The 20,287-nt window shown below is 71.1% G+C and carries 23 protein-coding genes; 12 read left to right on the top strand and 11 right to left on the bottom strand.

Translation table 11 applies throughout. The features are described 5' to 3' along the window. Positions 1–118 precede the first annotated feature (118 nt). Positions 119–784 (top strand): 1,4-alpha-glucan branching protein, encoded by a 666-nt coding sequence (locus tag AB0L65_RS06305; protein ID WP_364240982.1) that lies wholly within the window; start codon positions 119–121, stop codon positions 782–784. A 116-nt stretch (positions 785–900) separates the two neighbouring features. Further along, positions 901–1,779, top strand: a complete 879-nt coding sequence (locus AB0L65_RS06300) for an alpha/beta fold hydrolase (protein ID WP_364240979.1) — start codon at positions 901–903, stop codon at positions 1,777–1,779. A 255-nt stretch (positions 1,780–2,034) separates the two neighbouring features. Here the strand turns inward: AB0L65_RS06300 and AB0L65_RS06295 are convergent, their stop codons facing one another. Both AB0L65_RS06295 and AB0L65_RS06290 read right to left on the bottom strand, forming a co-directional pair. Next, the gene (locus tag AB0L65_RS06295) at positions 2,035–2,418 is read right to left on the bottom strand and encodes a PPOX class F420-dependent oxidoreductase (RefSeq protein WP_364240976.1); all 384 of its coding nucleotides are present in this window, start codon (positions 2,416–2,418) and stop codon (positions 2,035–2,037) included. A gap of 56 nt (positions 2,419–2,474) precedes the next feature. Beyond that, complete coding sequence (locus AB0L65_RS06290; RefSeq protein WP_364240974.1) at positions 2,475–2,600, bottom strand: hypothetical protein; 126 nt, start codon at positions 2,598–2,600, stop codon at positions 2,475–2,477. Positions 2,601–2,695: 95 nt separating this feature from the next. Between AB0L65_RS06290 and AB0L65_RS06285 the strand changes: the two genes are divergently transcribed. From AB0L65_RS06285 to AB0L65_RS06275, 3 genes are all read left to right on the top strand, one after another. Further along, entirely contained in the window at positions 2,696–3,148 is a 453-nt protein-coding gene (locus AB0L65_RS06285; RefSeq protein WP_364240971.1) for a helix-turn-helix domain-containing protein, read from the top strand. Positions 3,149–3,240: 92 nt separating this feature from the next. Further along, positions 3,241–3,741, top strand: coding sequence for an NUDIX domain-containing protein (locus AB0L65_RS06280; RefSeq protein ID WP_364240969.1), 501 nt, complete (start codon positions 3,241–3,243; stop codon positions 3,739–3,741). A gap of 82 nt (positions 3,742–3,823) precedes the next feature. Further along, positions 3,824–4,354 (top strand): hypothetical protein, encoded by a 531-nt coding sequence (locus tag AB0L65_RS06275; protein ID WP_364240967.1) that lies wholly within the window; start codon positions 3,824–3,826, stop codon positions 4,352–4,354. Between the two features lie 180 nt (positions 4,355–4,534). Here the strand turns inward: AB0L65_RS06275 and AB0L65_RS06270 are convergent, their stop codons facing one another. Together AB0L65_RS06270 and AB0L65_RS06265 are read right to left on the bottom strand one after the other, a co-directional pair. Beyond that, positions 4,535–5,776 (bottom strand): MFS transporter, encoded by a 1,242-nt coding sequence (locus AB0L65_RS06270; RefSeq protein ID WP_364240964.1) that lies wholly within the window; start codon positions 5,774–5,776, stop codon positions 4,535–4,537. 411 nt (positions 5,777–6,187) lie between these two features. Beyond that, the gene (locus tag AB0L65_RS06265; RefSeq protein WP_364240961.1) at positions 6,188–9,754 is read right to left on the bottom strand and encodes a serine/threonine-protein kinase; all 3,567 of its coding nucleotides are present in this window, start codon (positions 9,752–9,754) and stop codon (positions 6,188–6,190) included. 83 nt (positions 9,755–9,837) lie between these two features. Here AB0L65_RS06265 and AB0L65_RS06260 point away from each other — a divergent pair, with 83 nt between their 5' ends. After that, a complete protein-coding gene (locus AB0L65_RS06260; RefSeq protein ID WP_364240958.1) occupies positions 9,838–11,010 on the top strand; it encodes an acyl-CoA dehydrogenase family protein in 1,173 nt (390 codons plus the stop codon). A gap of 8 nt (positions 11,011–11,018) precedes the next feature. Here AB0L65_RS06260 and AB0L65_RS06255 read toward each other — a convergent pair whose 3' ends face one another. Then, the gene (locus AB0L65_RS06255; RefSeq protein WP_364240955.1) at positions 11,019–11,426 is read right to left on the bottom strand and encodes a DUF6010 family protein; all 408 of its coding nucleotides are present in this window, start codon (positions 11,424–11,426) and stop codon (positions 11,019–11,021) included. A 151-nt stretch (positions 11,427–11,577) separates the two neighbouring features. Here AB0L65_RS06255 and AB0L65_RS06250 point away from each other — a divergent pair, with 151 nt between their 5' ends. Beyond that, on the top strand, positions 11,578–12,528 hold the full coding sequence (locus AB0L65_RS06250) for a helix-turn-helix domain-containing protein (protein ID WP_364240952.1): 951 nt from the start codon (positions 11,578–11,580) through the stop codon (positions 12,526–12,528). A 21-nt stretch (positions 12,529–12,549) separates the two neighbouring features. Here AB0L65_RS06250 and AB0L65_RS06245 read toward each other — a convergent pair whose 3' ends face one another. Further along, complete coding sequence (locus tag AB0L65_RS06245) at positions 12,550–13,047, bottom strand: MarR family transcriptional regulator (RefSeq protein ID WP_364240949.1); 498 nt, start codon at positions 13,045–13,047, stop codon at positions 12,550–12,552. Positions 13,048–13,116: 69 nt separating this feature from the next. Between AB0L65_RS06245 and AB0L65_RS06240 the strand changes: the two genes are divergently transcribed. Continuing rightward, positions 13,117–13,545 carry a PPOX class F420-dependent oxidoreductase gene (locus AB0L65_RS06240; protein WP_364240946.1) on the top strand — a complete coding sequence of 143 codons (429 nt, stop codon included), beginning with the start codon at positions 13,117–13,119 and terminating at the stop codon, positions 13,543–13,545. Then, the gene (locus tag AB0L65_RS06235; protein ID WP_364240943.1) at positions 13,542–14,012 is read left to right on the top strand and encodes a nitroreductase/quinone reductase family protein; all 471 of its coding nucleotides are present in this window, start codon (positions 13,542–13,544) and stop codon (positions 14,010–14,012) included. The genes AB0L65_RS06240 and AB0L65_RS06235 overlap by 4 nt, the downstream gene beginning before the upstream one ends. A 10-nt stretch (positions 14,013–14,022) precedes the next feature. Here AB0L65_RS06235 and AB0L65_RS06230 read toward each other — a convergent pair whose 3' ends face one another. Continuing rightward, on the bottom strand, positions 14,023–14,523 hold the full coding sequence (locus AB0L65_RS06230) for a MarR family winged helix-turn-helix transcriptional regulator (RefSeq protein ID WP_364240940.1): 501 nt from the start codon (positions 14,521–14,523) through the stop codon (positions 14,023–14,025). Positions 14,524–14,685: 162 nt separating this feature from the next. Here AB0L65_RS06230 and AB0L65_RS06225 point away from each other — a divergent pair, with 162 nt between their 5' ends. Next, the gene (locus tag AB0L65_RS06225) at positions 14,686–15,753 is read left to right on the top strand and encodes an alkene reductase (protein WP_364240937.1); all 1,068 of its coding nucleotides are present in this window, start codon (positions 14,686–14,688) and stop codon (positions 15,751–15,753) included. Between the two features lie 57 nt (positions 15,754–15,810). Here AB0L65_RS06225 and AB0L65_RS06220 read toward each other — a convergent pair whose 3' ends face one another. The 3 genes from AB0L65_RS06220 to AB0L65_RS06210 form a co-directional block, all read right to left on the bottom strand. After that, the gene (locus AB0L65_RS06220) at positions 15,811–16,464 is read right to left on the bottom strand and encodes a DUF6069 family protein (protein WP_364240934.1); all 654 of its coding nucleotides are present in this window, start codon (positions 16,462–16,464) and stop codon (positions 15,811–15,813) included. Between the two features lie 165 nt (positions 16,465–16,629). After that, positions 16,630–18,144 (bottom strand): helicase HerA-like domain-containing protein, encoded by a 1,515-nt coding sequence (locus AB0L65_RS06215; protein WP_364240931.1) that lies wholly within the window; start codon positions 18,142–18,144, stop codon positions 16,630–16,632. A 76-nt stretch (positions 18,145–18,220) separates the two neighbouring features. Further along, positions 18,221–18,697, bottom strand: coding sequence for a hypothetical protein (locus AB0L65_RS06210; protein ID WP_364240928.1), 477 nt, complete (start codon positions 18,695–18,697; stop codon positions 18,221–18,223). A 99-nt stretch (positions 18,698–18,796) separates the two neighbouring features. Between AB0L65_RS06210 and AB0L65_RS06205 the strand changes: the two genes are divergently transcribed. Together AB0L65_RS06205 and AB0L65_RS06200 are read left to right on the top strand one after the other, a co-directional pair. Next, positions 18,797–18,979, top strand: a complete 183-nt coding sequence (locus AB0L65_RS06205; protein WP_364240925.1) for a hypothetical protein — start codon at positions 18,797–18,799, stop codon at positions 18,977–18,979. A 2-nt stretch (positions 18,980–18,981) separates the two neighbouring features. Next, the gene (locus tag AB0L65_RS06200) at positions 18,982–19,953 is read left to right on the top strand and encodes a hypothetical protein (RefSeq protein ID WP_364240922.1); all 972 of its coding nucleotides are present in this window, start codon (positions 18,982–18,984) and stop codon (positions 19,951–19,953) included. Positions 19,954–19,969: 16 nt separating this feature from the next. Here the strand turns inward: AB0L65_RS06200 and AB0L65_RS06195 are convergent, their stop codons facing one another. Continuing rightward, positions 19,970–20,284 (bottom strand): hypothetical protein, encoded by a 315-nt coding sequence (locus AB0L65_RS06195; RefSeq protein WP_364240919.1) that lies wholly within the window; start codon positions 20,282–20,284, stop codon positions 19,970–19,972. Between the last annotated feature and the right edge of the window lie 3 nt (positions 20,285–20,287).

Raw genomic sequence — 20,287 nt, 5'->3', positions numbered from 1 at the left:
TTCGTTGGGTGATCACCATTGAACAACACGGACCGGTGAGGGGGTACGCCCTCATGCTCTCCGAGGCCCACTGGGAAGATGTGGAGGTCGTCCCCCTCAACGGAAGAGAATCCTCAGCATGGCCGTCATCCACCACACCGACCTCAAGCCGACCAAACTGGAACTGCTCACCTCCTGGCTACCCACCCGGCCGTGGTACCTGGGCGGAGCGGGCGAACCGGAATTGGCCAAGGCCGGCGGCTTCCGGCTGGACGACCCCGAGGGTGAGGTCGGGATCGAGTTCATGGTGGTCACGGACACCTCGGGCACCCAGCCGATCAGCTACCTGGTACCGCTCACCTATCGCGGTGCCCCGCTCGACGGGGCGGAGCACGCCCTCGTCGGCACCATGGAGCACGGGGTGCTGGGACGGCGCTGGGCCTACGACGGCTGCCACGACCCGGTGCTGGTCGCCCAGCTGCCGGCCCTGATCGAGGGCCGGGTCCAGGCCCAGGACCAGAACACCAGCGACACTCCCGACCGGGAGGTCACCCGCTCCTACCTCCGTGACAGCCCCGCCCCCACGAACTTCTCCGCCACTGCCGTCGACGACCGCGCGGGGACTGAGCTGCCCGCACCGGACGGCACGACCCTGCGTTTGCACCGGGTCCTGCGTCCCGCCCCGGACGACGCGCCTCTCCTCCCGCCGGAAGCGATCGGCCACGTCGCCGGGTCCTGGCGGCTGCCGGATGGCACCCGCGCGCGAGGGCTGTTCGTGGTCTTGCACACCGGCCCTCGTGCCTGAGGAACGCCGCGATCGCGCGTGGAGCCGCACGACTGCCCGCCGGTATCCGTACGGATCTGGCGCGGCTAGTAGTTCTACAGAAGGCGCCCGTAGCCGGAGGCGGCATGCTCTGAGTCATGCAAAACGTGGAGATCTGGAGTGAAGAGTTCGGCGCCGCCACCGACGAGCCGATTCTGCTGGTGATGGGGTCGATGTCGCAGGGGGTCCTGTGGCCGGATGAGTTCGTGGGCCGGCTGACCGCCGGTGGCCGTCGGGTGGTCCGGTACGACCATCGTGACACCGGCAGGTCGGCGACCGTGGACTTCGGGAAGGAGCCGTATACCTGGGGCGACATCAGGGATGATGTGCTGCGGGTGATGGACGCGCATGGTCTGGGGAGTGCGCATCTGGTGTGTCATTCGGCGGGTGGCCTGTTGGGGCAGTTGATCGCGGTGGAGCGGCCGGAGCGGGTGCGTTCGCTCACGGTCATCGGTTCCTCGCCGCTCGGTGGGGGTGAGGGGATGGTGATCATGCGGGCGTTGATGGGTCAGCCGCAGCCGGAGGGGAGCCTGCCGGAGCCGGCGCCGGAGTTCGTGGCCCACTACCGGGGGCTGATGACTTCGCCGCCGCCGGTCGACCGGCGGGAGCGGATCGAGGCGATGATTGCCGAGCAGCGGGTGCTGCATGGTACGGGGTTGCCGTTCGATGAGGATGCTGCCCGTCGTCTGCAGGAGCGCATCTACGACCGGGCCCGGAACTTGGACGCGGTGGTGAACCACCGCCTGGCCGCGATGGCTCAGCCGGATTTCGAGCCGGTGGGCGTGCTGGATCGGGTGAAGGTGCCCACGTTGGTGATCGAGGGCACTCACGAGCCGGCCAAGCCGGGTCATGGCGCGATCATCGCCGGGGGGATCCCGGGGGCGCGGTTGATGATGGTGGAGGGTATGGGGCACACGCTGCCGGCGGAGGTGCACGAGGAGCTGGCGGCCGCCATCCTCGCGCACACAGCCGCATGACCCGCGTCGTCGATGAAGCGTCCGAGGTAGATCAACACAGCGCACGGCGGACTGGACGGGCCACGGGCGAGCCGTACGGCACATTGGGCACCGTGCTTCCTGCAACGGCCACCGCGAACAGGACGCCGGCACGATCGGGGCAGCGCCGAGGGAGTTGAACTGAGTCGATCATGCGGGCGCGGCCGGAATGCGGCACAGCGTCGTGGGTGGTTGGCCGGCGCAGGGGGAGTGCTGGATGAGCGGCAAGAGGGTGGCTCAGCTCATGCCGACGGTCTGCCGCTCGGGTTCGATGACGGCGACGATGCGTTCCTCATCTCGGTTGTAGGGCCTGCCGATGTACTTCGTTGAGATCTGGTCGATGATCTCCCAGGCCGTGTCGCCGTCGAGCCATTCGGTGACCCGGCCGCGGACGATGACGGGCTGGAACGGGTTGTCGGCGGGGGTTATGGAGAGCGCCACCCGCGGGTCACGGCGCAGGTTGCGGGCCTTGCGCGACTGCGGACTGGTGAGGAAGACGATGTGGTCTCCGTGGGTGCCGACCCAGAGCGGGACGGTGTGGGGCGAGCCGTCCGGCAGGACGGTGGCGAGGTGGGCCAGCGAAGTGCCGTCGAGAACGCGGCGTACGTCGGGGTTGAGCATCTTCTTCTCCTTGCAGGGGTTGCGGTGGTGACGTTGTAAGGGGGTGTGAGCGCTGATCAGCGCTCGACCTCGTAGTGGAGGTGGGTGACGCCCTGTGCCGGTACGGCTTCGACCAGGCGGAGGTGTACGTGCTCGGGCAGCGACTGGAAGAAGGGGCGGCCGCCACCGAGCAGGATGGGCATCTGGTGGCGATTCCTTCCTTGAGTTCCTTGAAGTGACTCTATGAGCGTAGCACTTGAAGTTCCTTAAAGGAACTCCAATGGGTAGACTGGCTCCCATGCAACGCACCCACTTCGGCGACATGGCCTGCTCCATCGCCCGCACCCTCGACGTCATCGGAGAGCCCTGGTCGCCACTCATCCTGCGCGACATCTGGGCCGGCCTGAACCGATTCGACCACCTCCAGGCCGACCTCGGAATCTCCCGCAAAGTCCTGACCGAACGCCTCAACCACCTCGTCGACCAAGGCATCCTCGAACGCCGCCCCTACGACAACCGGCCACGCCACGAATACCACCTGACCCTCAAAGGCGCCGAACTGGTCGACCTGCTCATGGTCATGGCCGGCTGGGGCGACAAATGGCTCGCCGGCCAGGCCGGACCACCTGTCCTCTACCGCCACCACGCATGCGGCGAGATCAGCCGTACCGACCTGCGCTGCGCCCACTGCGGCCAGCCGATGCACGCCGGCGACGTCGACCTGCTGCCAGGCCCAGGAGCAGCCGTCTGACCGAGGGGGCCAGGGCCTTGACCTCAGGTCTTTGAACATCCGACGAGCGGGGGCACCGAAGGGCTGGAGAGGATTGCTTTCAGGGGAGACAAATGATCGTGGTGGAAACGGCGGGTGGCTTGGTCCCGCGTCCCAGTGCACGTGTCGTTCTCATCGACGACGCCGATCGGCTCCTGCTGTTCTCCAGCCGCAACCAACGCGATGGCACGCTTCGCTGGTACACCCCGGGCGGCGGTCTCCAGCCCGGTGAGAACCACCGAGATGCGGCACTGCGTGAGCTGCGCGAGGAGACCGGGCTGGCGGATGTGGCGCTGGGGCCGGAGGTGTGGAGAGGACGCCCCTGGACCACGGAGCGGGACGGCGTCACCTATGAGGTCCGGCAGCGCTACTACCTGGCCCGCGTTCCCATCTCGGAGATCGACACCACCCGCATGGAGGACTTCGAGAGGACGAGCATCACAGGCCACCGCTGGTGGACAGCGCAAGAACTGGCTGAGACCGCCGATCTCCTACGCCCCGCCGGGCTGCCGCACCTGTTGGCCGCCCTCCTTGACAAAGGCCACCCCCGCCACCCGATCCTCGTCGACGGCTGACCGCCGATATGAGCGGGATGCCGATCAAGATGCGTACGTCTTGTCGGGTCATTTGTCGTAGTCGGGGCGTACCCTGCCCACCATGAAGGACACGCACGCACCGCTCGACGGCGAGCGATGGCAGCCTGGAGACCTTGTCGTCGATGCCGAGGGTGGTCTGTTCACACGCGCGAGTGCGCAGGACCAGGATGACGGCCGGCCGTGGGGATATCCGTCCGGTGTGACACGCGGTAGCGACGGCAGTGCTCATGTGCCGGACGGAGAGGTAGGAGAAACGGTCCCCGTCCGACCGCTCGCGCTTCTGCTCCGCGACGGTCAGCCGGCACTGCCTGCCGCGCCCGCGAACGCTTCCGCGGTGCTCGGCACCCAGGCCCACCAGGCCGGCACCTTGGCAGGCGTCGGCGGCTTGTTCTTGGCCGCCACCGCTTTCGACCCTGACGGCGCCGGGGATCCGAGAGCGGCGAGGCTGCGGGCGGACCTGCTCGACACCGTCGTGGTGGTGGACAGCGAACAGGCGCTCGCGGCGATGTTCGGTGGGGCCGCCGATGGGTTGCTGGTGGAGCTGGCGGAATGGCATCGGCGAAGTGTGGAGGAAGCGCCAGAGCGGCCATAGACCCTTGCGGGCTCCTGGCTCGCAGGGAGCCCGCAGAATGTCTCACGGCCTGAACGCGAGGAAAGCGGGAAGGCTAGATGACTTTTTCAAAAGTGAGAAGGAAGCCCTCCCATGGCCTCGCGACCTCCACGCTATCAGTCGGGGATAAGCTCGCGCAGCCTCGAATGGGTGCGGGTGTCGTCAGCGAAGATCACGATCCGTCGTGCTCGCGGGAAGCCGCAGGACGGCGGCGGAGAGCACCGCGATCAGCGCGAGCCCCGCCGGCGCCATGGCCGCCGCGCCGCCCCCGGCGTCGAACAGCCGGCCGACGACGAACCCGCCGGTCAACGTGACCACCCCGGCCACGAAGCTGAGCAGGCCGAAATAGACCCCGAACCGTCCGGACGGCGCGCACCGCGTGACGGTCTGGAACAGCGCCGACTGCATCAGCCCTTGGGCCAGCCCGTGCAGCACCGCGGCCGCCAGGAGGATGACGAGGTGACCGCCCTCGCCGGAGGGCATCGCGAGCAGCGCCAGATAGCCGAGGCCGGCGCAGATGAGGCCGCTTCTGAGCACCCAGGGACGTTCGCCTCGCCCACCGGCCGCGCACCAGGGCTGGACCGCGGCCATGGCGACCGCCACCACGCAGAAGAACAGGGTCGTCGAACCTGCCCCGACCTCCTTGAGCGGGACCACGGTGACGATCTGGTCGGCGAGCAGCGTCGTCGGCGCGGCGGTCATGGCGAAGCGCCGGAAGTCCCGGTCTCGGAGCACCGCCGACACGCCGCCGGTGAGCCTGCGTACGTGGAGACGGCCGGCGCCGCGTTCGGCCGGCAGCAGCAGGAACAGTACGGCGCCGACCGCCCAGGCGCCCGCCGCCGCCGCGGACAGCAGCCCGAATCCGCCGCCCAGCAGGGCCAGCCCGACGGGTGGGCCGGCCACCGCCCCTAACTGGCCGGCGACGACGTACGACGCGAAACCCTTCGCGCGGCGTTCGGGCTGCACCCCGGCCAGCAGGGACTGGGCGGCCGGGTGGAACAGGGCCCCGCCCACCGCCAGGACCGCCGCCGCGCAGAGCAACCCGGCCGGCCCGTCGATGACCCCCAGCAGGCCGAAACCGGCCGCCCGCAGGGCGCAGGCCAGCGCTCCCGCGCGGGCCGGTCCCACCGCGTCGGTGATCGCGCCGGCCGGCAGGAACAGCATGTTCTGCAGGGCCACGCGCAACCCGAGCACCACGGCGATGGTGCCGGCGAGCAGGCCGAGGTCGTGGCGCAGGTACGTGACCAGGTGCGCCATCACCGCGAAGAACCCGATCGAGATGGCCAGCTGCACTCCGACGACGACGGCGAGCACGTGGCGGCCGTTGCCCGGCGGGCGCACCGGAGGCGCGGGGTCCCCGGCGAGCGGTCGGCTCGGATGCGGGGCGGACGTACTCGGCGCCATGGGCCGGGTCGTTCTCACGATCGCGATGCCTGCCGGAGGACGTCGGGGCGCTGCGGCTCGGTCGGCCTCTCATTCTCGATCTGCACTGCAAGAGGAGAGCAGAAGCCGCCGGGTCATGTCCAATATCGATATGTGTCCAGGGAGATAACCAATTCGATATCAGTGCCGGTGGTCCGGACGTGCGGGTCCGGGTGGCCAGCCGGCCGGCCATCGCGCGGACCCCGTGGCCGATGGCACGCTCGTCCGGGGTGAAGGCGCCGAAGTGCGGGTAACCGGTCTCGATGGGCGGTCCGCTGTTCCTGAGCCGCGATCTCGGGGTGGCGGTGGAGGTCCCGGCGCAGTTCGATCAGCTCGCGGTCCAGCCCGGACGCTTGAAGCCGGCACTCCAGTCCGCCATGGGGTAACCCTCACCTAAGCGGGGCAGACCTCCTGATAACCCACGTCGGTTCCCACGTGCTCGCGCCACTCCGCCTGCGTGAGCCGGCGGCCCGCCCGCTCGCACACGGTCCGGACGGCCGGCGCGGCGTCGACCGGCAGCTCCTGGAACGCGCCGTCGAGCCCCACGACGCGCAGGGCCGAGCCGTCGGCCGTGAAGGCGAGCGCCGGCATGAGGTCGTGCAGCTCGTACGGATCGAACGCCCCGGTGGTCACGGTCCAGGCGGCGCCGAGCTGCCGGCCCGCGACCGTGTCGAACAGCGTCACCCTGGTGTCGTGGGCGACCGCCAGGACCCGCCCGTCGGGGGAGAACCTGACCCCCACGACGTCTCCCGGCACCCTGAACACCTGACCCGTCGTACGCCAGGTGCGGGTGTCCCACAGGACCACCGCCCTGCTCCCGTACGGCGAGACGCCGAGCGGACCCTTCGGCGCGAGGACCATCCACCCCACGGCCAGCGTCCCGGGGCCTTGCCCGCGGGGGAGCACCCTGCGGGTGACCAGATCGATGACGTCGGCACCCGCGGCGTCGGCGGTGACCAGGAACCTGCCGTCGGAGCTGAAGGACAGCGGGCCGCCCGCGACCGGGCCGAACCGCATGACCCGCTCGCGCCGCGCGATGTCGACGACCACGACCTCGCCCGCGCCGGTGTAGTCGCCGGCCATGGCCGAGCTGAGGGCGAGCAGCCGGCCGTCGGGGCTGATCTGCATGTCCGCCCTGACGTCCGTCATCTGCAGGGTCAGGCGGCCCAGCTTCCGCCCGGATGCCGCGTCCCAGAACGTGGGTCCCGTGGTGAGATCCTCCGAGGAGATCGTGACGACCGTGCGCCCGTCGGGGCTGACCCGCATGATCGGCTCGCCCTCCCTGCCGACGTCGAGCCGCCGGGTCTCGGTGAACCCGGGCACCGACCAGCCGCGCACGGCGTCGCCCGTCCGGGCGAGCAGCAGGCCCCCCGAGGCGGTGAACCGCGGCTGCAGAGCGCCGGCGGGCGCGATGCGCCGGGGGCCGGTCTGCCGGCTGATGTCGTAGGTGGTCACCTGCCCGGCGTCGTCCAGGATGCTCAGCGTACGGCTCCCGGGGCCGAACCGCGGAGTCCCGACGATCTTGGACGCGACGGTGAGCCGCAGAAGCGGGGCCGCGTCGCTCAGCCGCCACAGGGTGATGCGGCCGCCCGCCCAGTTGTCGAAGGTGATCAGGAAGCGGCCGTCGTCGCTGAAGGCGGCCTCGGTGCCCGGGCCGGGGAAGCTGCGCCGGTCCCGCGTGCCGGTGGACAGGCTCCACAGCGTCGTGCCCTTCCGCCCGCCCACAGCGGCCAGCGCGCCGTCGGGGCTGATGGCCGTGACCTGCCCCGGCAGGCCACGGCCGGGGAGCCGCTCGCCCGCCGGCGTTCCCCCTCCCGGCAACGCCCGCAGCGTCGTCACGGTGTCGTGCTCGGTGATCTCGAGGGCGGCGAAGCGGTCGCCGGGGCCGACGCGTGCGTGGCTCACGTAGCCGTCCTGCTTCTCCAGCGCCCGCCGCGCCACGTTCCACAGCGCGACGTACGGCCCGCCCAGGTTGGCGCGCACGACGATGTAGCCGCCGCCGGGGCTGAACTCCAGGCTCGCCGGGCGGCCGTCGTTGCTCGTCGAGCCTCCGGGCATCCAGCCGCCCTCGCCCAGCCGCCGGCCGGTTCGCAGGCTCCACAACTCCAGCCCGCGACCCCCCGCGAGGGCCAGTGTGTCTCCGTCCGGACCCACCGCGGCGGTGACGGGCGCCTCGCCGATGCCGCCGAAGGTCCTGACCGGCCGCCCCGTCGCCACGTCGTAGACGGTCACCCGGCCGGCGCCCGCGCTGACCAGCGTGCGGCCGTCGGGGCTCAGCGCCCGCCCTTCGTTGGCCGGGGCGGGATCCGTGAAGACCGACTGCTCCTGCTGGGCGAGCGAGCTCAGCACCGCCGAGCGTGCCTCGGGAACCCGCGCGATGCGGTAGGCCGCCACGCTGAGCAGCATCGCCTTCACCGGGTCGGTCCCGCGCAGCGCGTCCGCCTGCAGCGCCACCCGCCGCGCCGCGGCCTGCGACCGCTCCTCGGCCAGGCGCCTGCCGGCCTCGTCGCTCCTGCGCGACTGCTGCCAGGCGAGGGTGCCGGCGGTGAGCGAGGCGACGAGCAGGACCGCCACGCCGGTGGTGACCAGGCGCCGCAGCCTGCTCTGCCGCGCCGACCCGGCCCTGCTCGCCTCGACGAACTCGCGCTCCGTGGAGTTCAGGGTCAGGTGCGTGGCGGCGGTCCAGTCCAGCGCGTGGCGCAGGGCGGTGCCGCGGAGGAGGTCCTCAGGGCGGCGGCCGCCACGGGCCCAGCGGCGGGCGGCCTCGCCCAGCTCGCGGTGGCGTCCGAGCGCGTCGCGGTCGCCGGTCACCCACTCGTGCAGCCGGGGCCAGGCGTACAGCAGGGCGGCGCTGCCGATGACGACCCCGTCTCCCTGGCGGCGGACCAGCGTGGCCTCCTCGAGCGCGGCGAGCACCCGTTCGGCGGCCTCGTGCCGTACCTCGATCAGCTCGTCCAGGGTGGCGGTGCGCGGCGTCTCGTCGCCGTCGCGGACGTCCACCAGCCGCAGCAGCAGATCGCGCGCGACCTCGCGCTCGGACGCCGGCAGCCCGGCGTAGAACCGCTCGGCCACCGCGCCGAGCGCCGGGTCGGCGGCCCGTCCGCCGGAAGGGCGCACCCCCGCGGCGGCCTCGGCGCCTTCCGCCAGCGTCGTGTGCTCGCCGCCGAGCAGCGTCAGCAGCAGGCGCTGCGCGGAAGGACGCGCGGCCGGGTCCTTGGACAGCGCGGCGCGAACCAGCTCGCGCAGTCCCTCGGGCAGGACATCGGCGTCAGGATCGTGGTTGAGCAGCCGGTTGATGACCGCGATCGTCGTCGGGGCGGTGAACGCGTCGCGCCCCGTCGCGGCGAACAGCACCACCGAGCCCCAGGCGAACACGTCGGCCGCCGGCTCGGCCCGGCCCCCGGAGAACAATTCCGGCGCCATGTACATCGGGGTCCCGGCCAGCTCGCCCGTCGAGGTCATCGACAGGCCCGCCGCCCTGGCGATGCCGAAGTCGATCACTCGTGGCCCGTCGGGCCCCATCAGGACGTTCTCCGGCTTCAGGTCGCGGTGCACCACGCCCGCCTGGTGGATGGCGGCCAGCGCGGTGGCCACGCCCACGGCCAGCCGGTGCAGCGGGTCACCCGAGAACGGCGCCCCCTCCGCCACCGCCGCGCGCAGGCTCGGGCCGGGCACGAACTCGCTGACGATGTGGGGGCGCTCGCCTTCGAGGTCGTGATCCAGGATGCGAGCGGTGCAGAACGAGGCGACCTGCCGCGCGGCGGTCACCTCCCGGGTGAAGCGGCGGCGCAGGGGAGAGTCGCCGGACAGGTACGCGTGCAGGACCTTGACCGCCACGCGGTTGGCCGCCTCGTCGTAGCCCTCGTAGACGACGCCCTGGCCGCCCGAGCCGAGCCTGCTCGCCAGCCGGTAGCGGCCCAGCCTCGACGGATCCCCCGGACGCAGCGGGTCTGCTGTCATGGTTGGTTAGATGGCCGATCAACGCCGCCGGTTCGGGCGGGGTGCTCGGCACCGCCCACAAGATCAGCAGAGGACGCAGGACCATGCTTAACACTGGGCTCAACACCGGGCTCACCACCGAGGAACAAGCCGTCGTCGACACGGTCCGCGACTTCGTCGAGCGGGAGGTCCGGCCCGTCGCCCGCGACCTGGAACACGCCAACGCATACCCGGACAAGCTCATCGAGCAGATGAAGCGGCTGGGCATCTTCGGCCTGGCCATCCCCGAACCCTGGGGCGAGGCACCGGTGTCCATGCCGTGCTACGCCCTGGTCACCGCCGAGCTCGCCCGCGGCTGGATGAGCCTGGCCGGCGCCATGGGCGGGCACACCGTCGTGTCCAAGCTCATCCTCGCCTTCGGCACGCGGGAGCAGAAGGACCACTACCTGCCCAGGATGGCGACCGGCGAGATCCGCGCGACCATGGCGCTGACCGAACCCGGCGGCGGCTCGGACCTGCAGGCCATGACCACCGCCGCCCGCCGGGACGGCGACGACTACGTGGTCAACGGCGCCAAGACATGGATCACCAACGCCCGCCGCTCCCAGCTGATCGCCCTCATGTGCAAGACCGACCCCTCCGCGCGGCCGCGCCACAAGGGCGTCTCCATCCTGCTCATCGAACACGGGCCGGGCCTGACGGTCTCGCGCGACCTGCCCAAGCTCGGCTACAAGGGTGTCGAGAGCTGCGAGCTGGTCTTCGAGGACCACCGGGCGCCGCTCACCGCCCTCCTCGGCGCCGAGGAGGGCCGCGGCTTCGCGCAGATGATGAAGGGCCTGGAGGTCGGCCGCATCCAGGTCGCCGCCCGGGCCCTGGGGGTGGGCCGCGCGGCGTTCGACGACGCCCTGCGCTACGCGCAGGAGCGGGAGAGCTTCGGCAAGCCCATCTGGAAGCACCAGGCCGTCGGCAACCACCTCGCCGACATGGCCACCGACCTCACCGCCGCCCGCCAGCTCATCCTGCACGCCGCCGAGCGCTACGAGAGCGGCGCGCGCTGCGACATGGAGGCCGGCATGGCGAAGCTGTTCGCCTCCGAGGCCGCCATGAGAGCCGCGCTCAACGCCGTACGCATCCACGGCGGCTACGGCTACTCCACCGAGTTCGACGTGGAACGCTACTTCCGCGACGCGCCGCTGATGATCGTCGGCGAGGGCACCAACGAGATCCAGCGCAACGTCATCGCCGCCCAGCTGGTCAAACGCGGCGGGCTGGACTGACCGGGGCCCTATGCCTGCGGCGTCGCGGCCTTGCGGGCGCGGAACCACTTGACGATCGACGGCCCGCCCGCGAAGCACCACAGCGCCACGACCGGGTCGCAGATGGCGCAGCCGAAGGAGGAAAGGGCGGCGAAGGGCAGGAGGGGGTTCCCCTGGAGGTGGTGCAGGACGTCCCAGGCTGTGTGGAGCAGCCAGCCGATGCCGATCCAGGTCCAGCTGTCGAGCCCCCGGTAGGCGACGTAGGTCATGACGACCGGCAGGACGAACTCCCAATATCCGAGTCCGCCCCCGCTGAGGTAGGCGGCGCCGGCCCCGCCGACGAGCACGGCGTTGACCTGGCGCCGTTTCGGCTCGGGGATCAGGGACAGGAGGGAAACGCAGATCAGCCCGATGACGATCGGCATGATGACGGACATGGGGTGTGGCAATCCGTTCTGAGGTTGGGGTTCTCCGGTTCTCGCAGCGCAACGCTAGAGCGCGCGGCCATGGCTCCCCATGGGCTGGATCGACAATTTCCCACGGGTTCCCGCCATCCGGCCCGAACCCGTGAGCGCCTACCGTGTCCTCATGCACACGGTGGCGGTCCTGGCTCTGGACCATGTGGTGGCGGCCGACCTGGCGACGCCGATCGAGGTGTTCGGGCGGGCCCGGCTGGCGGACGGGCGCAGCCCGTACCGGATCCTGGTCTGCGCCGCGACGCCGCAGGTGGCCGGCGACGCCTTCACGCTCATCGCCCCGCACGGCCTGCGGGCGCTGCGGGAGGCGGACACGATCGTCGTGCCGGGCTGCTCCGAGCGGGCCGCCCCGCCCGCGCCGGAGGTGCTCGACGCCCTGCGCGCGGCGGCCGCCGCCGGCACCCGGATCGCCTCCATCTGCGCGGGGGCGTTCACCCTCGCCGAGGCCGGGCTGCTGGACGGGCTGAGCGCGACCACGCACTGGGCGGCGGCGCACCGGCTGGCCCAGCGGTTCCCGCTGGTGGAGGTGCGGCCCGACGTCCTGTACGTCGACAACGGCCAGATCCTCACCTCGGCCGGGGCCGCCGCCGGCCTGGACCTGTGCCTGCACATCATCCGGCGGGACTTCGGCTCGGCGGTCGCCGCGGACTCGGCCCGGCTGTCGGTGATGCCCCTGGAACGGGAGGGCGGGCAGGCGCAGTTCATCGTCCACGCCCAGCCGCCGGTGCCCCAGGGGTCGCTCCTGGAGCCGGTGCTGTCGTGGATCGAGGACAACCTCGCCCAGGAGGTGACATTGGCGGAGATGGCCCTGCGCGGCGGGATGAGCGAGCGGACCTTCAGCCGCCGCTTCCGCGAGCAGACCGGCACCACGCCGCTGCAGTGGCTGCTGCGCGCACGCGTACGACGGGCGCAGTTCCTGCTGGAGAACACCGACCACGGCGTGGAACGCATCGCCGCGCAGGCCGGGTTCGGCTCGGCCACCGCGTTCCGGGAGCGGTTCAAGCGCGTCGTCGGCGTCACGCCGCAGTCCTACCGCTCCTCCTTCCGGACTAACGCCTCCTGAGCCTTCGGGGGCCCGCGGAGGTCAGCGGTGTCCGGCGCAGCCGCCCGACCCCCGGCACTTCTCGATGATCTCGGCCATCGTGTCGCCGAAGCGCTCGCGGACGTCGGGCGCGAGCGGTGCGACGAGACGGTCGAGCTCCACGCTGACCTCGGCATGGAACGCCATCGCCGCCTCATGACCGGCGTCGGTCAGCGTCACCTGCAGCGCGCGCCGGTCGCCCGGCACGGCTGATCGCTGGGCGAGACCGCGCCGCTCGGCCCGGTTCATGAGGCCGGTGAGCGCGGCCTTCTCCACGCCGAAGCATTGCGCGAGCTCGGCCATGCCCCGGGGGCCGTCGAGCAGGACGCACAGGAGCCTGGCCTGGACGGGGGTCAGGTCGTGGCGTTCGGAGACGCGGAGGTAGATGCCCTGCACCAGGGTGGAGAGCTGGTGCAGCGCGGTGGCGACGTCCGTCCGCGGGTCGCCGATGTGGCGTGCCTCCGTCGCGTCTTCCAGCCCTGCTTGCGCCGTCTTGTTCACGGCACTACGGTACATGGGGCATATAGTTAATGCCGCATACAGTACGCTCCGTTAACGAACGGGTTCAGCATGTCTTTCAGCGAAGAAGAGATCGGCTACCTGCGGTCCCAGCGACTGGCCCGCATCGCCACCGTCTCGGACGACGGCCAGCCGGACGTGGTGCCGGTGGGGTTCGACTTCGACGGGACGCACGTGTACGTCGGCGGCATCGATCCGGACAGGACCAGGAAGTTCCGCAACGTGCGGGACGGGAACACCAAGGTCGCGCTCGTCATCGACGACCTGCCCTCGACCGATCCGTGGACGCCGCGCTACCTGCGCATCTACGGCGAGGCCGAACTCGTCGAACGCCAGGGCCAGTTCGGGCTCGCGTCCTACATGCGGATCACCCCCGCGGTGTCGTGGAGCTTCAACCTGGAGGGGCTGCCGTTCGGCCACGACCGCGAGGTCGAGGTCCGCCGCACCGTCCACCCGACCGACGATGGAGAGATCGCATGAGCTTCGACACCCCCGCGGGGACCCGGGGCGCCCGCCAGCCGGCCGGCCGGGCGTTCCGATGGCTGAACGAGCTGATGGCCAGACGGCTCCGGCGCAAGGGCGGTGGGACGTTCATGGGCTTCAACGCCCTGATCCTGACGACCGTCGGCCGCAAGAGCGGGCTGGAGCGTACGACGCCGGTGGGCTGGTTCCCCGGGAAGGACGGCAGTCGGCTGATCGTGGCCTCGGCGGCCGGGGCGGTGGGGAACCCGGCGTGGTACTACAACCTCGCCGCCCACCCCGACCAGGTGCGGATCGAGGTCGACGGCCGCACGGTGCCGGTGGTCGCCGAGCAGCTCCACGGCGCGGAACGCGAACAGGCGTGGCAGCAGATCGTCGCCGCCGCACCCCGTTTCGCCCAGTATCAGGTGAAGACCGACCGGGAACTGCCGATCATCCGCCTGACGCCCCGATCCGGCGGAGAGTGAGCAAGACCGCTCAGGTGCTCTGCGTGGTGGCGCGGGCGAGGCCGGCCTCGATCTGTTCGAGCACGTCGAGCGCGTCGGCCTGCTGATCGGGGGTCAGGCCGCCGGCGACGCTGCTCTCGAGCTCGGCCCAGATGTTCTCGACCTCGTGGCGCAGCGCCTGGCTGGCGGGGGTGGGCTCGATGATGGTGGCGCGTCTGTCGGTGGCGCAGGGGTGGCGGCGGACGAAGCCGGCGTGCTCGAGGCGCTGGATGGTGCGGGTCATGGTGGCGGCGTCGGAGCCGAGCATGCGCACCAGGTCGGTCTGACGCTGGGGGCCGCGGTCCCACAGCTGCATCATGACCAGCTCCTGGCTGGGGTGGAGGCCGACGCGGCGCAGGAGCTGGGCGGCGAGCATGCGGTGCAGGCGCGCGACGCGGATGATCGCGTGGTTGAGCGGGCCCGCCTGGACGGAGGGCGGCAGCGGCGTGTCGGCCGTCGCCGCGATCTCGGCGGCTTTCTTCGCTGGGCCCATCGGCCTCTCCCGTGAACGTGGCTGCTCGAACAAGCATTGATCCTATCGGAACGGCTTCTCGCCATGCGTGACATGGATCACGCGGCCACCCGGAATGGATCCGCCAACTTACTTGCTCGAACAGGTAACGTTACGTAGTAACTCTCAACAAGGAATGTGATCATGCCAACGGCATTCGACTCTTACGAACTGGGCGGCAAGCGCCTGGCCAACCGCATCGTCATGGCCCCCATGACCCGCAGCCGCGCCTACGGCCCCGGCGCCGGCGCGACCGAGCTGATGGCCGCCTACTACACGCAGCGGGCCGGCGCCGGCCTGATCGTCACCGAGGGCACCCAGCCGTCGGTGGTCGGCCAGGGCTACCCCGACACCCCCGGACTGCACTCCGCCGAACAGGTCGCGGCCTGGCGGAAGGTCACCGACGCCGTACACGGCGCGGGCGGTGTGATCTTCGCGCAGATCATGCACACCGGCCGGATCGGCCACCCCAGCCTCCTGCCCGACGGCCTGCACCCGGTCGCCCCCTCCGCCGTGCCGGCCAAGGGGCAGATCTACACCCACGAGGGCCCCAAGGACTTCGTCACTCCCAGGGAGCTGACCGAGGCCGAGATCGGCCGGACCGTCGACGACTTCGCCGCCGCGGCCCGCAACGCGATCGCCGCCGGGTTCGACGGGGTGGAGCTCCACGGCGCCAACGGCTACCTGATCCAGCAGTTCCTCGCCCCCAACAGCAACCGCCGCACCGACGCCTGGGGCGGCTCGGCCGAGGGCCGCATCCGCTTCGCCGCCGAGGTGGCCACCGCCGTGGCCGGGGCGATCGGCGGGCAGCGGGTGGGCCTTCGCCTCTCGCCCGGCAACCCTTACAACGACATCGCCGAGGATGATGTGGAGGAGACGTACGGCGCTCTCGTGGCGCGGCTGGTCCCGCTCGACCTGGCCTACCTGCACCTGGTGGAAGGCGCGGACCGCGACCTGACCCGCCGCCTGCGCAAGGACTGGCCCGGCGCGCTCATCCTCAACCCGTTCACCCATCCGGCCCCCACCGGACCCGACGCGCTGGACCTGGTGGAGGACGGCACCGCCGACATGATCGCCTTCGGTTCGATGTTCCTGGCCAACCCCGACCTGCCCGCCCGCCTCGCGGCCGGCGGCCCGTACAACACCCCCGACCCGGCCGCCTTCTTCGGCGGCGACCACCGCGGCTACACCGACTACCCGGCCCTCACCTGACCCGCCCGCGGGTCGAGGCCTTCTGCGGCATCCGAAACCGGTGGTCGGACCGGGCGGTCAGTCGTACGGGTTGTGGTCCCGGCGCTCGTATCCGCGCTGCTCGTATCCGCGCGACCGCTCGTGCCGGGGCTGCTCATACCGCTGCTGCTCGTATCCGCGCTGCTGCTCGTATCCCCGCTGCTGTTCGTATCCGCGAGGCTGCTCATATCCGCGGGGCTCCTCGTACGGGTACGAGGCCTGATCCGGCACCTCCTCGATGGCCGTACGTCCGATCGACGCCAGCAGCGAGACGATCGCGACGCCGATGATCAGGTTGATGACGGCCGTGGCGATCTGCGGGATGAGGGCCGCGGAGTTCATGAACGGAAGGAGCGTGATGATGACGGCGCCGAGCCCGCCGATCCAGCCGAAGAACCTGTTCGGCTCAGGGGTCGACAGCATGAGGATGTAGAGCAGCAGCGTGGCGATGAGCGCCAGGGCGGCGGCCGAGATCGCGTATCCCGTGGTCGCCGAGCTGCCGTAGACGGGCGCCCCGTCGGGGGTGAGGACGCGGATGCCGAGCAGTCTCTTGCTGATCATGACTCCGACCACCACGATCAGTGCGGCCACCACGGCGGCCGCCACGCCGCCTCCCCACACTCGCGCGGGATTCACCCTCGGCCGGGCGGGAGCCGGGCGGCGATCGTAGCCATCGTGGGAGGGGTATGACATGCGAATCACCCTTGTCGCGGATGCTGATCAGGCACTTCGAGCACCTTACACGCGCCGTCAAGAGGGTAAAGCCGCTTTCCGCTCCAAGCCGATCACTGTGAGTCACCTCCGAGCCCGATTCGCCGCCGGTCTGATCTGGGACGGCCTGGCCGGACGTGCTCCGGGTCAGCGCCGTCCGCGGCGGGCGGTGCCGAAGATGGATCTGGTGATCTCCCGGCCGAGGGCGGAGGCCGCCGACCGCGCCATGGAGCGGAACTCCTTCGACTCCAGCACGCTCTCCAGCGTGGACCGTTTCGGCTCCGGCTCCCTGGGCCGCGCCGGCTCACGTGGGGCTTCGGCGGTGGGTTCCTCGGCTTGCTGCTGTTCGGCCAGCTTCGCGGACAGGATCTCGTAGGCGGACTGGCGGTCGACCGCCGTACCGTACTTCTGCTGCAGCGGCGAGGCGGCGATGATGCCCTGGACCACGTCCGGGCTCGACGGCGCCATGAGCGTCTGCGGCGCGCACAGGCGCGTCCAGGCCACGGGGGTCGGGGCGCCCGTCTCCGACAGGACCGTGACCACGGCCTCGCCGATGCCGAGCTCGGTGAGCAGCCGCTCCAGGTCGTAGGAGGACGCCGGGAAGGTCGAGACGGTGGCCTTGAGCCCCTTGGCGTCCTGCGGGGTGAAGGCGCGCAGGGCGTGCTGCACGCGCGCGCCGAGCTGGGCCAGCACGTCGGACGGCACGTCGTTCGGCGTCTGGGTGACGAAGAAGACGCCGACGCCCTTCGACCGGATCAGCCGCACGGTCTGGGTGATCGCCTGCAGGAACGCCTTGGACGCGTCGTCGAACAGCAGGTGCGCCTCGTCGAAGAAGAACACGAGCTTCGGCTTGTCGACATCGCCCACTTCGGGGAGCACGTGGAAGAGGTCGGCGAGCAGCCACATCAGGAAGGTGGAGAACAGCTGCGGCCGGTCCTGCACGGCGGGCAGCTCGAGAACGGAGACCATGCCTCTGCCGTCGCCGGTCACCCGGAGCAGGTCGCGCACGTCGAACTCCGGCTCGCCGAAGAACGCCTCCGCCCCCTGCGCCTCGAAGTTGGTCAACGACCGGAGGATGACGCCCGCCGTCGCCGCCGACAGCCCGCCGATCCCGCTCAGCGCCTCCGGGGTGTCGGTCAGATACCGGATGACCGCGATCAGGTCCTTGAGGTCGAGCAGGGGCAGCCCGTGCTTGTCGGCGAAATAGAAGATCAGGCCGAGCGACGACTCCTGCGTCTCGTTGAGGCCGAGGACCTTGGCGAGCAGGGTCGGCCCGAAGGCGGTCATGGTGGCGCGGATCGGGATTCCGGTCCCCAGGCCGCCCAGGGAGAAGAACTCCGCCGGACAGGCCATGGGCTGCCACGTCTGCCCCACCTCGGCGGCCCGCCGGGTGACGCGTTCGGACGTCGTGCCCGGCGAGGCGAGCCCCGACAGGTCCCCCTTGATGTCGGCCAGGAAGACCGGGACTCCCTGGGCCGCGAGCTGCTCCGCCATGAGCTGGAGGGTCTTGGTCTTCCCCGTTCCGGTGGCGCCGGCGACCAGTCCGTGCCGGTTCAGCATGCCGAGAGAGATGCGGATCTGTTCCGAGGGGTCGGCGGTGCCGTCCTCGCGCACCAGGGCCCCGAGTTCCAGCGCCGGTCCCTCGACGTCGTATCCCTTCATCGGCTCTCCCCGTGTGGCTTCCCCGCAATGTTGTTACCCATTGCGATGGACATGTCACGGAAAAGAGCGACAAGCGTCAGTCGATCCGCTGGCAGATCGTCACCTGCAGGCGAGGGGACCAGGTCCGGGTGGCCTCGTCGTACGCCACCGCGTACCCGTTCTTGCTCCCGGCGCAGGGAGCGGCGATCGTCGTCTCCACGTAGACGGCCCCGCCGGGGGTGACGGCATGCGGCCGGGCGATCTCCCACCTGGAGAACGCCACCCGGCCGGTGTTGTACTTGACGGCCAGGTAGACGCGGCGGTCGACGGTGAAATTGCCGCCGGCGACCTTGAGGTGCCCGTTGAAGGTGTAGGTGAACAGGAAGGGCCGGGCCTGCCTGAGGCCGTCGAGCGTGCCTGCGGAGGACGAGGTCGAGGCGTCCGCTGCGGCACTGAGGGCGGGACACCCACGGCGAGGGCGCCGGCGGTGGCGGTGACGGCGAGCAGCGTTCTGATGGTGCGCTTCATCGGGTGCTCCTGGGTGACGAAGGCTGACGAAGGCTTGCGTCACCATTGATGGGCAGAGCGCCTGCAACGCTCTTTCAGCACCCTGACGGCCGCATGCAGACCGCTTTAGACGCCTTCAGGAAGAGCGGCCCATGGGATCGATCGCATGCGACAGCGCGCCTCCATCCATGAGAAGATCAACACGATGATGATTGGTCTGAGTGCCGACTGCGGCGGTCATGTCTTCGCGACCGCCGCGTCGCCGACGCGCGGCCATGCGGCTCTGCCGTGCGCCACCGGCGCGGGACGACCCCGCCGCGCCGAAGTCTCACCGGCGCGCGCGTGGTGAGCATGTCGTACGCACCCGCCGGAGGAGCAGACGCGCCGGCCGACGAGGACTCGGCCGGGACCCGAGCCGCGCGCCGTCGCGGGGCCGGGACGCCGCCTCCTCGCGCGGAAGCCGTATCCGGCGTCGGGCAGATCGCCGGATTGCGGCCCCGCGCCGACGTCGAGCTCCTCGACGCCTTGGACTGTCACACCCGGCGGACGGTGGCCGCCTGGCTGCTGGACCGGCCGAGCACGGCCACGCGGCAGGCGTGCCTGCAGACCCTGGCCGGGTTCCTGCGCTGGCTGCAGGCCGTGGAGCCGGGCCTGGGGCTGCTCGCCGCCACCGGCGATCACCTGGACGCCTACAGCGAGCAGGCCCGGATCGGCGCTCTCACCGTCGGTGTACGCAACCCCGGCCGGGCCCTCTCCGGCGCGACCGTGGCGAGGAAGCACCGCGCCCTGTCCTCTTTCTACTGGTTCGCCTGGTCGATCGGCGCGATCCGGCAGGGCGACGGCGGCTCCACGCCTGCCGATGAGCCCCAGTCGCTCGTGGTCACGCGCGAGGAGCGGCGGTTGCTGCGCCACGGCGCCTCCCGGCTGGCCGCGGACGGCCGCGTGGCCGAAGCGGTGGCCGTCGCCCTGATCGAGGCCACCGGCGCCAGCGTGGCCACGCTGGCGAGCCTGACCAGCGAGGACCTCCACGCCGTGGGTCACGGCTCGGACTGCCCGCTGGTGCTCGTCACCATGCGCGACGATCGAGGCGATGTCGTCACCTTCCCGGTCCCCACGTGGGTCCATCCCTGGCTGAGGGCGGTGAGCTCCACCCGGGCCGCCGGCGATCTGCTGATCAAGCAGGGCGACGGCCAGCCGGTGAGCGTCGACTGGCTCACGGCCGCCCTTCAAGACGCCGGGTCCGCCGGCGGAATCCTGGCGTCGCGGGCCAAGCTGCTGCACCCGCGCAAGCTTCGCGCCGCCACGGCCGCGGCACCGGCATGAGCACGCGGGACCCGGCTCAGCGCGGCTCGTAGAACGTCTTCGCGTCCGGCCTGGCGGCCACCCGGCCCGATTCCGGATCGATCACATAGGTCATGTCCGGGCCCAACTCCACGCCGGGAGCCGGATGCGCGACGGCGAGGCGCTCTCGGGAGACGCCGGACGGCACCTGCGCCAGGGCCGCCTCGGCCAACTGCTCCTTCGCCAGGGCCGCGTCCGGGCTGATGGCGACGTGCTGGTGCAGGTGGACGACCCGGGACGACTCGACCTCGTACACCAGACACCACTGGTGGTGCGGCTCCTCGCCTTCCCGCGCCTCGACATGGAACTCCATCGC

Source organism: Nonomuraea sp. NPDC052116 (assembly GCF_040680035.1).
In the GTDB taxonomy this organism is placed as follows: domain Bacteria; phylum Actinomycetota; class Actinomycetes; order Streptosporangiales; family Streptosporangiaceae; genus Nonomuraea; species Nonomuraea angiospora_A.
The sequence above is the reverse complement of the archived record's forward strand: the minus strand, read 5'-3'. Positions and strand labels throughout refer to the sequence as shown.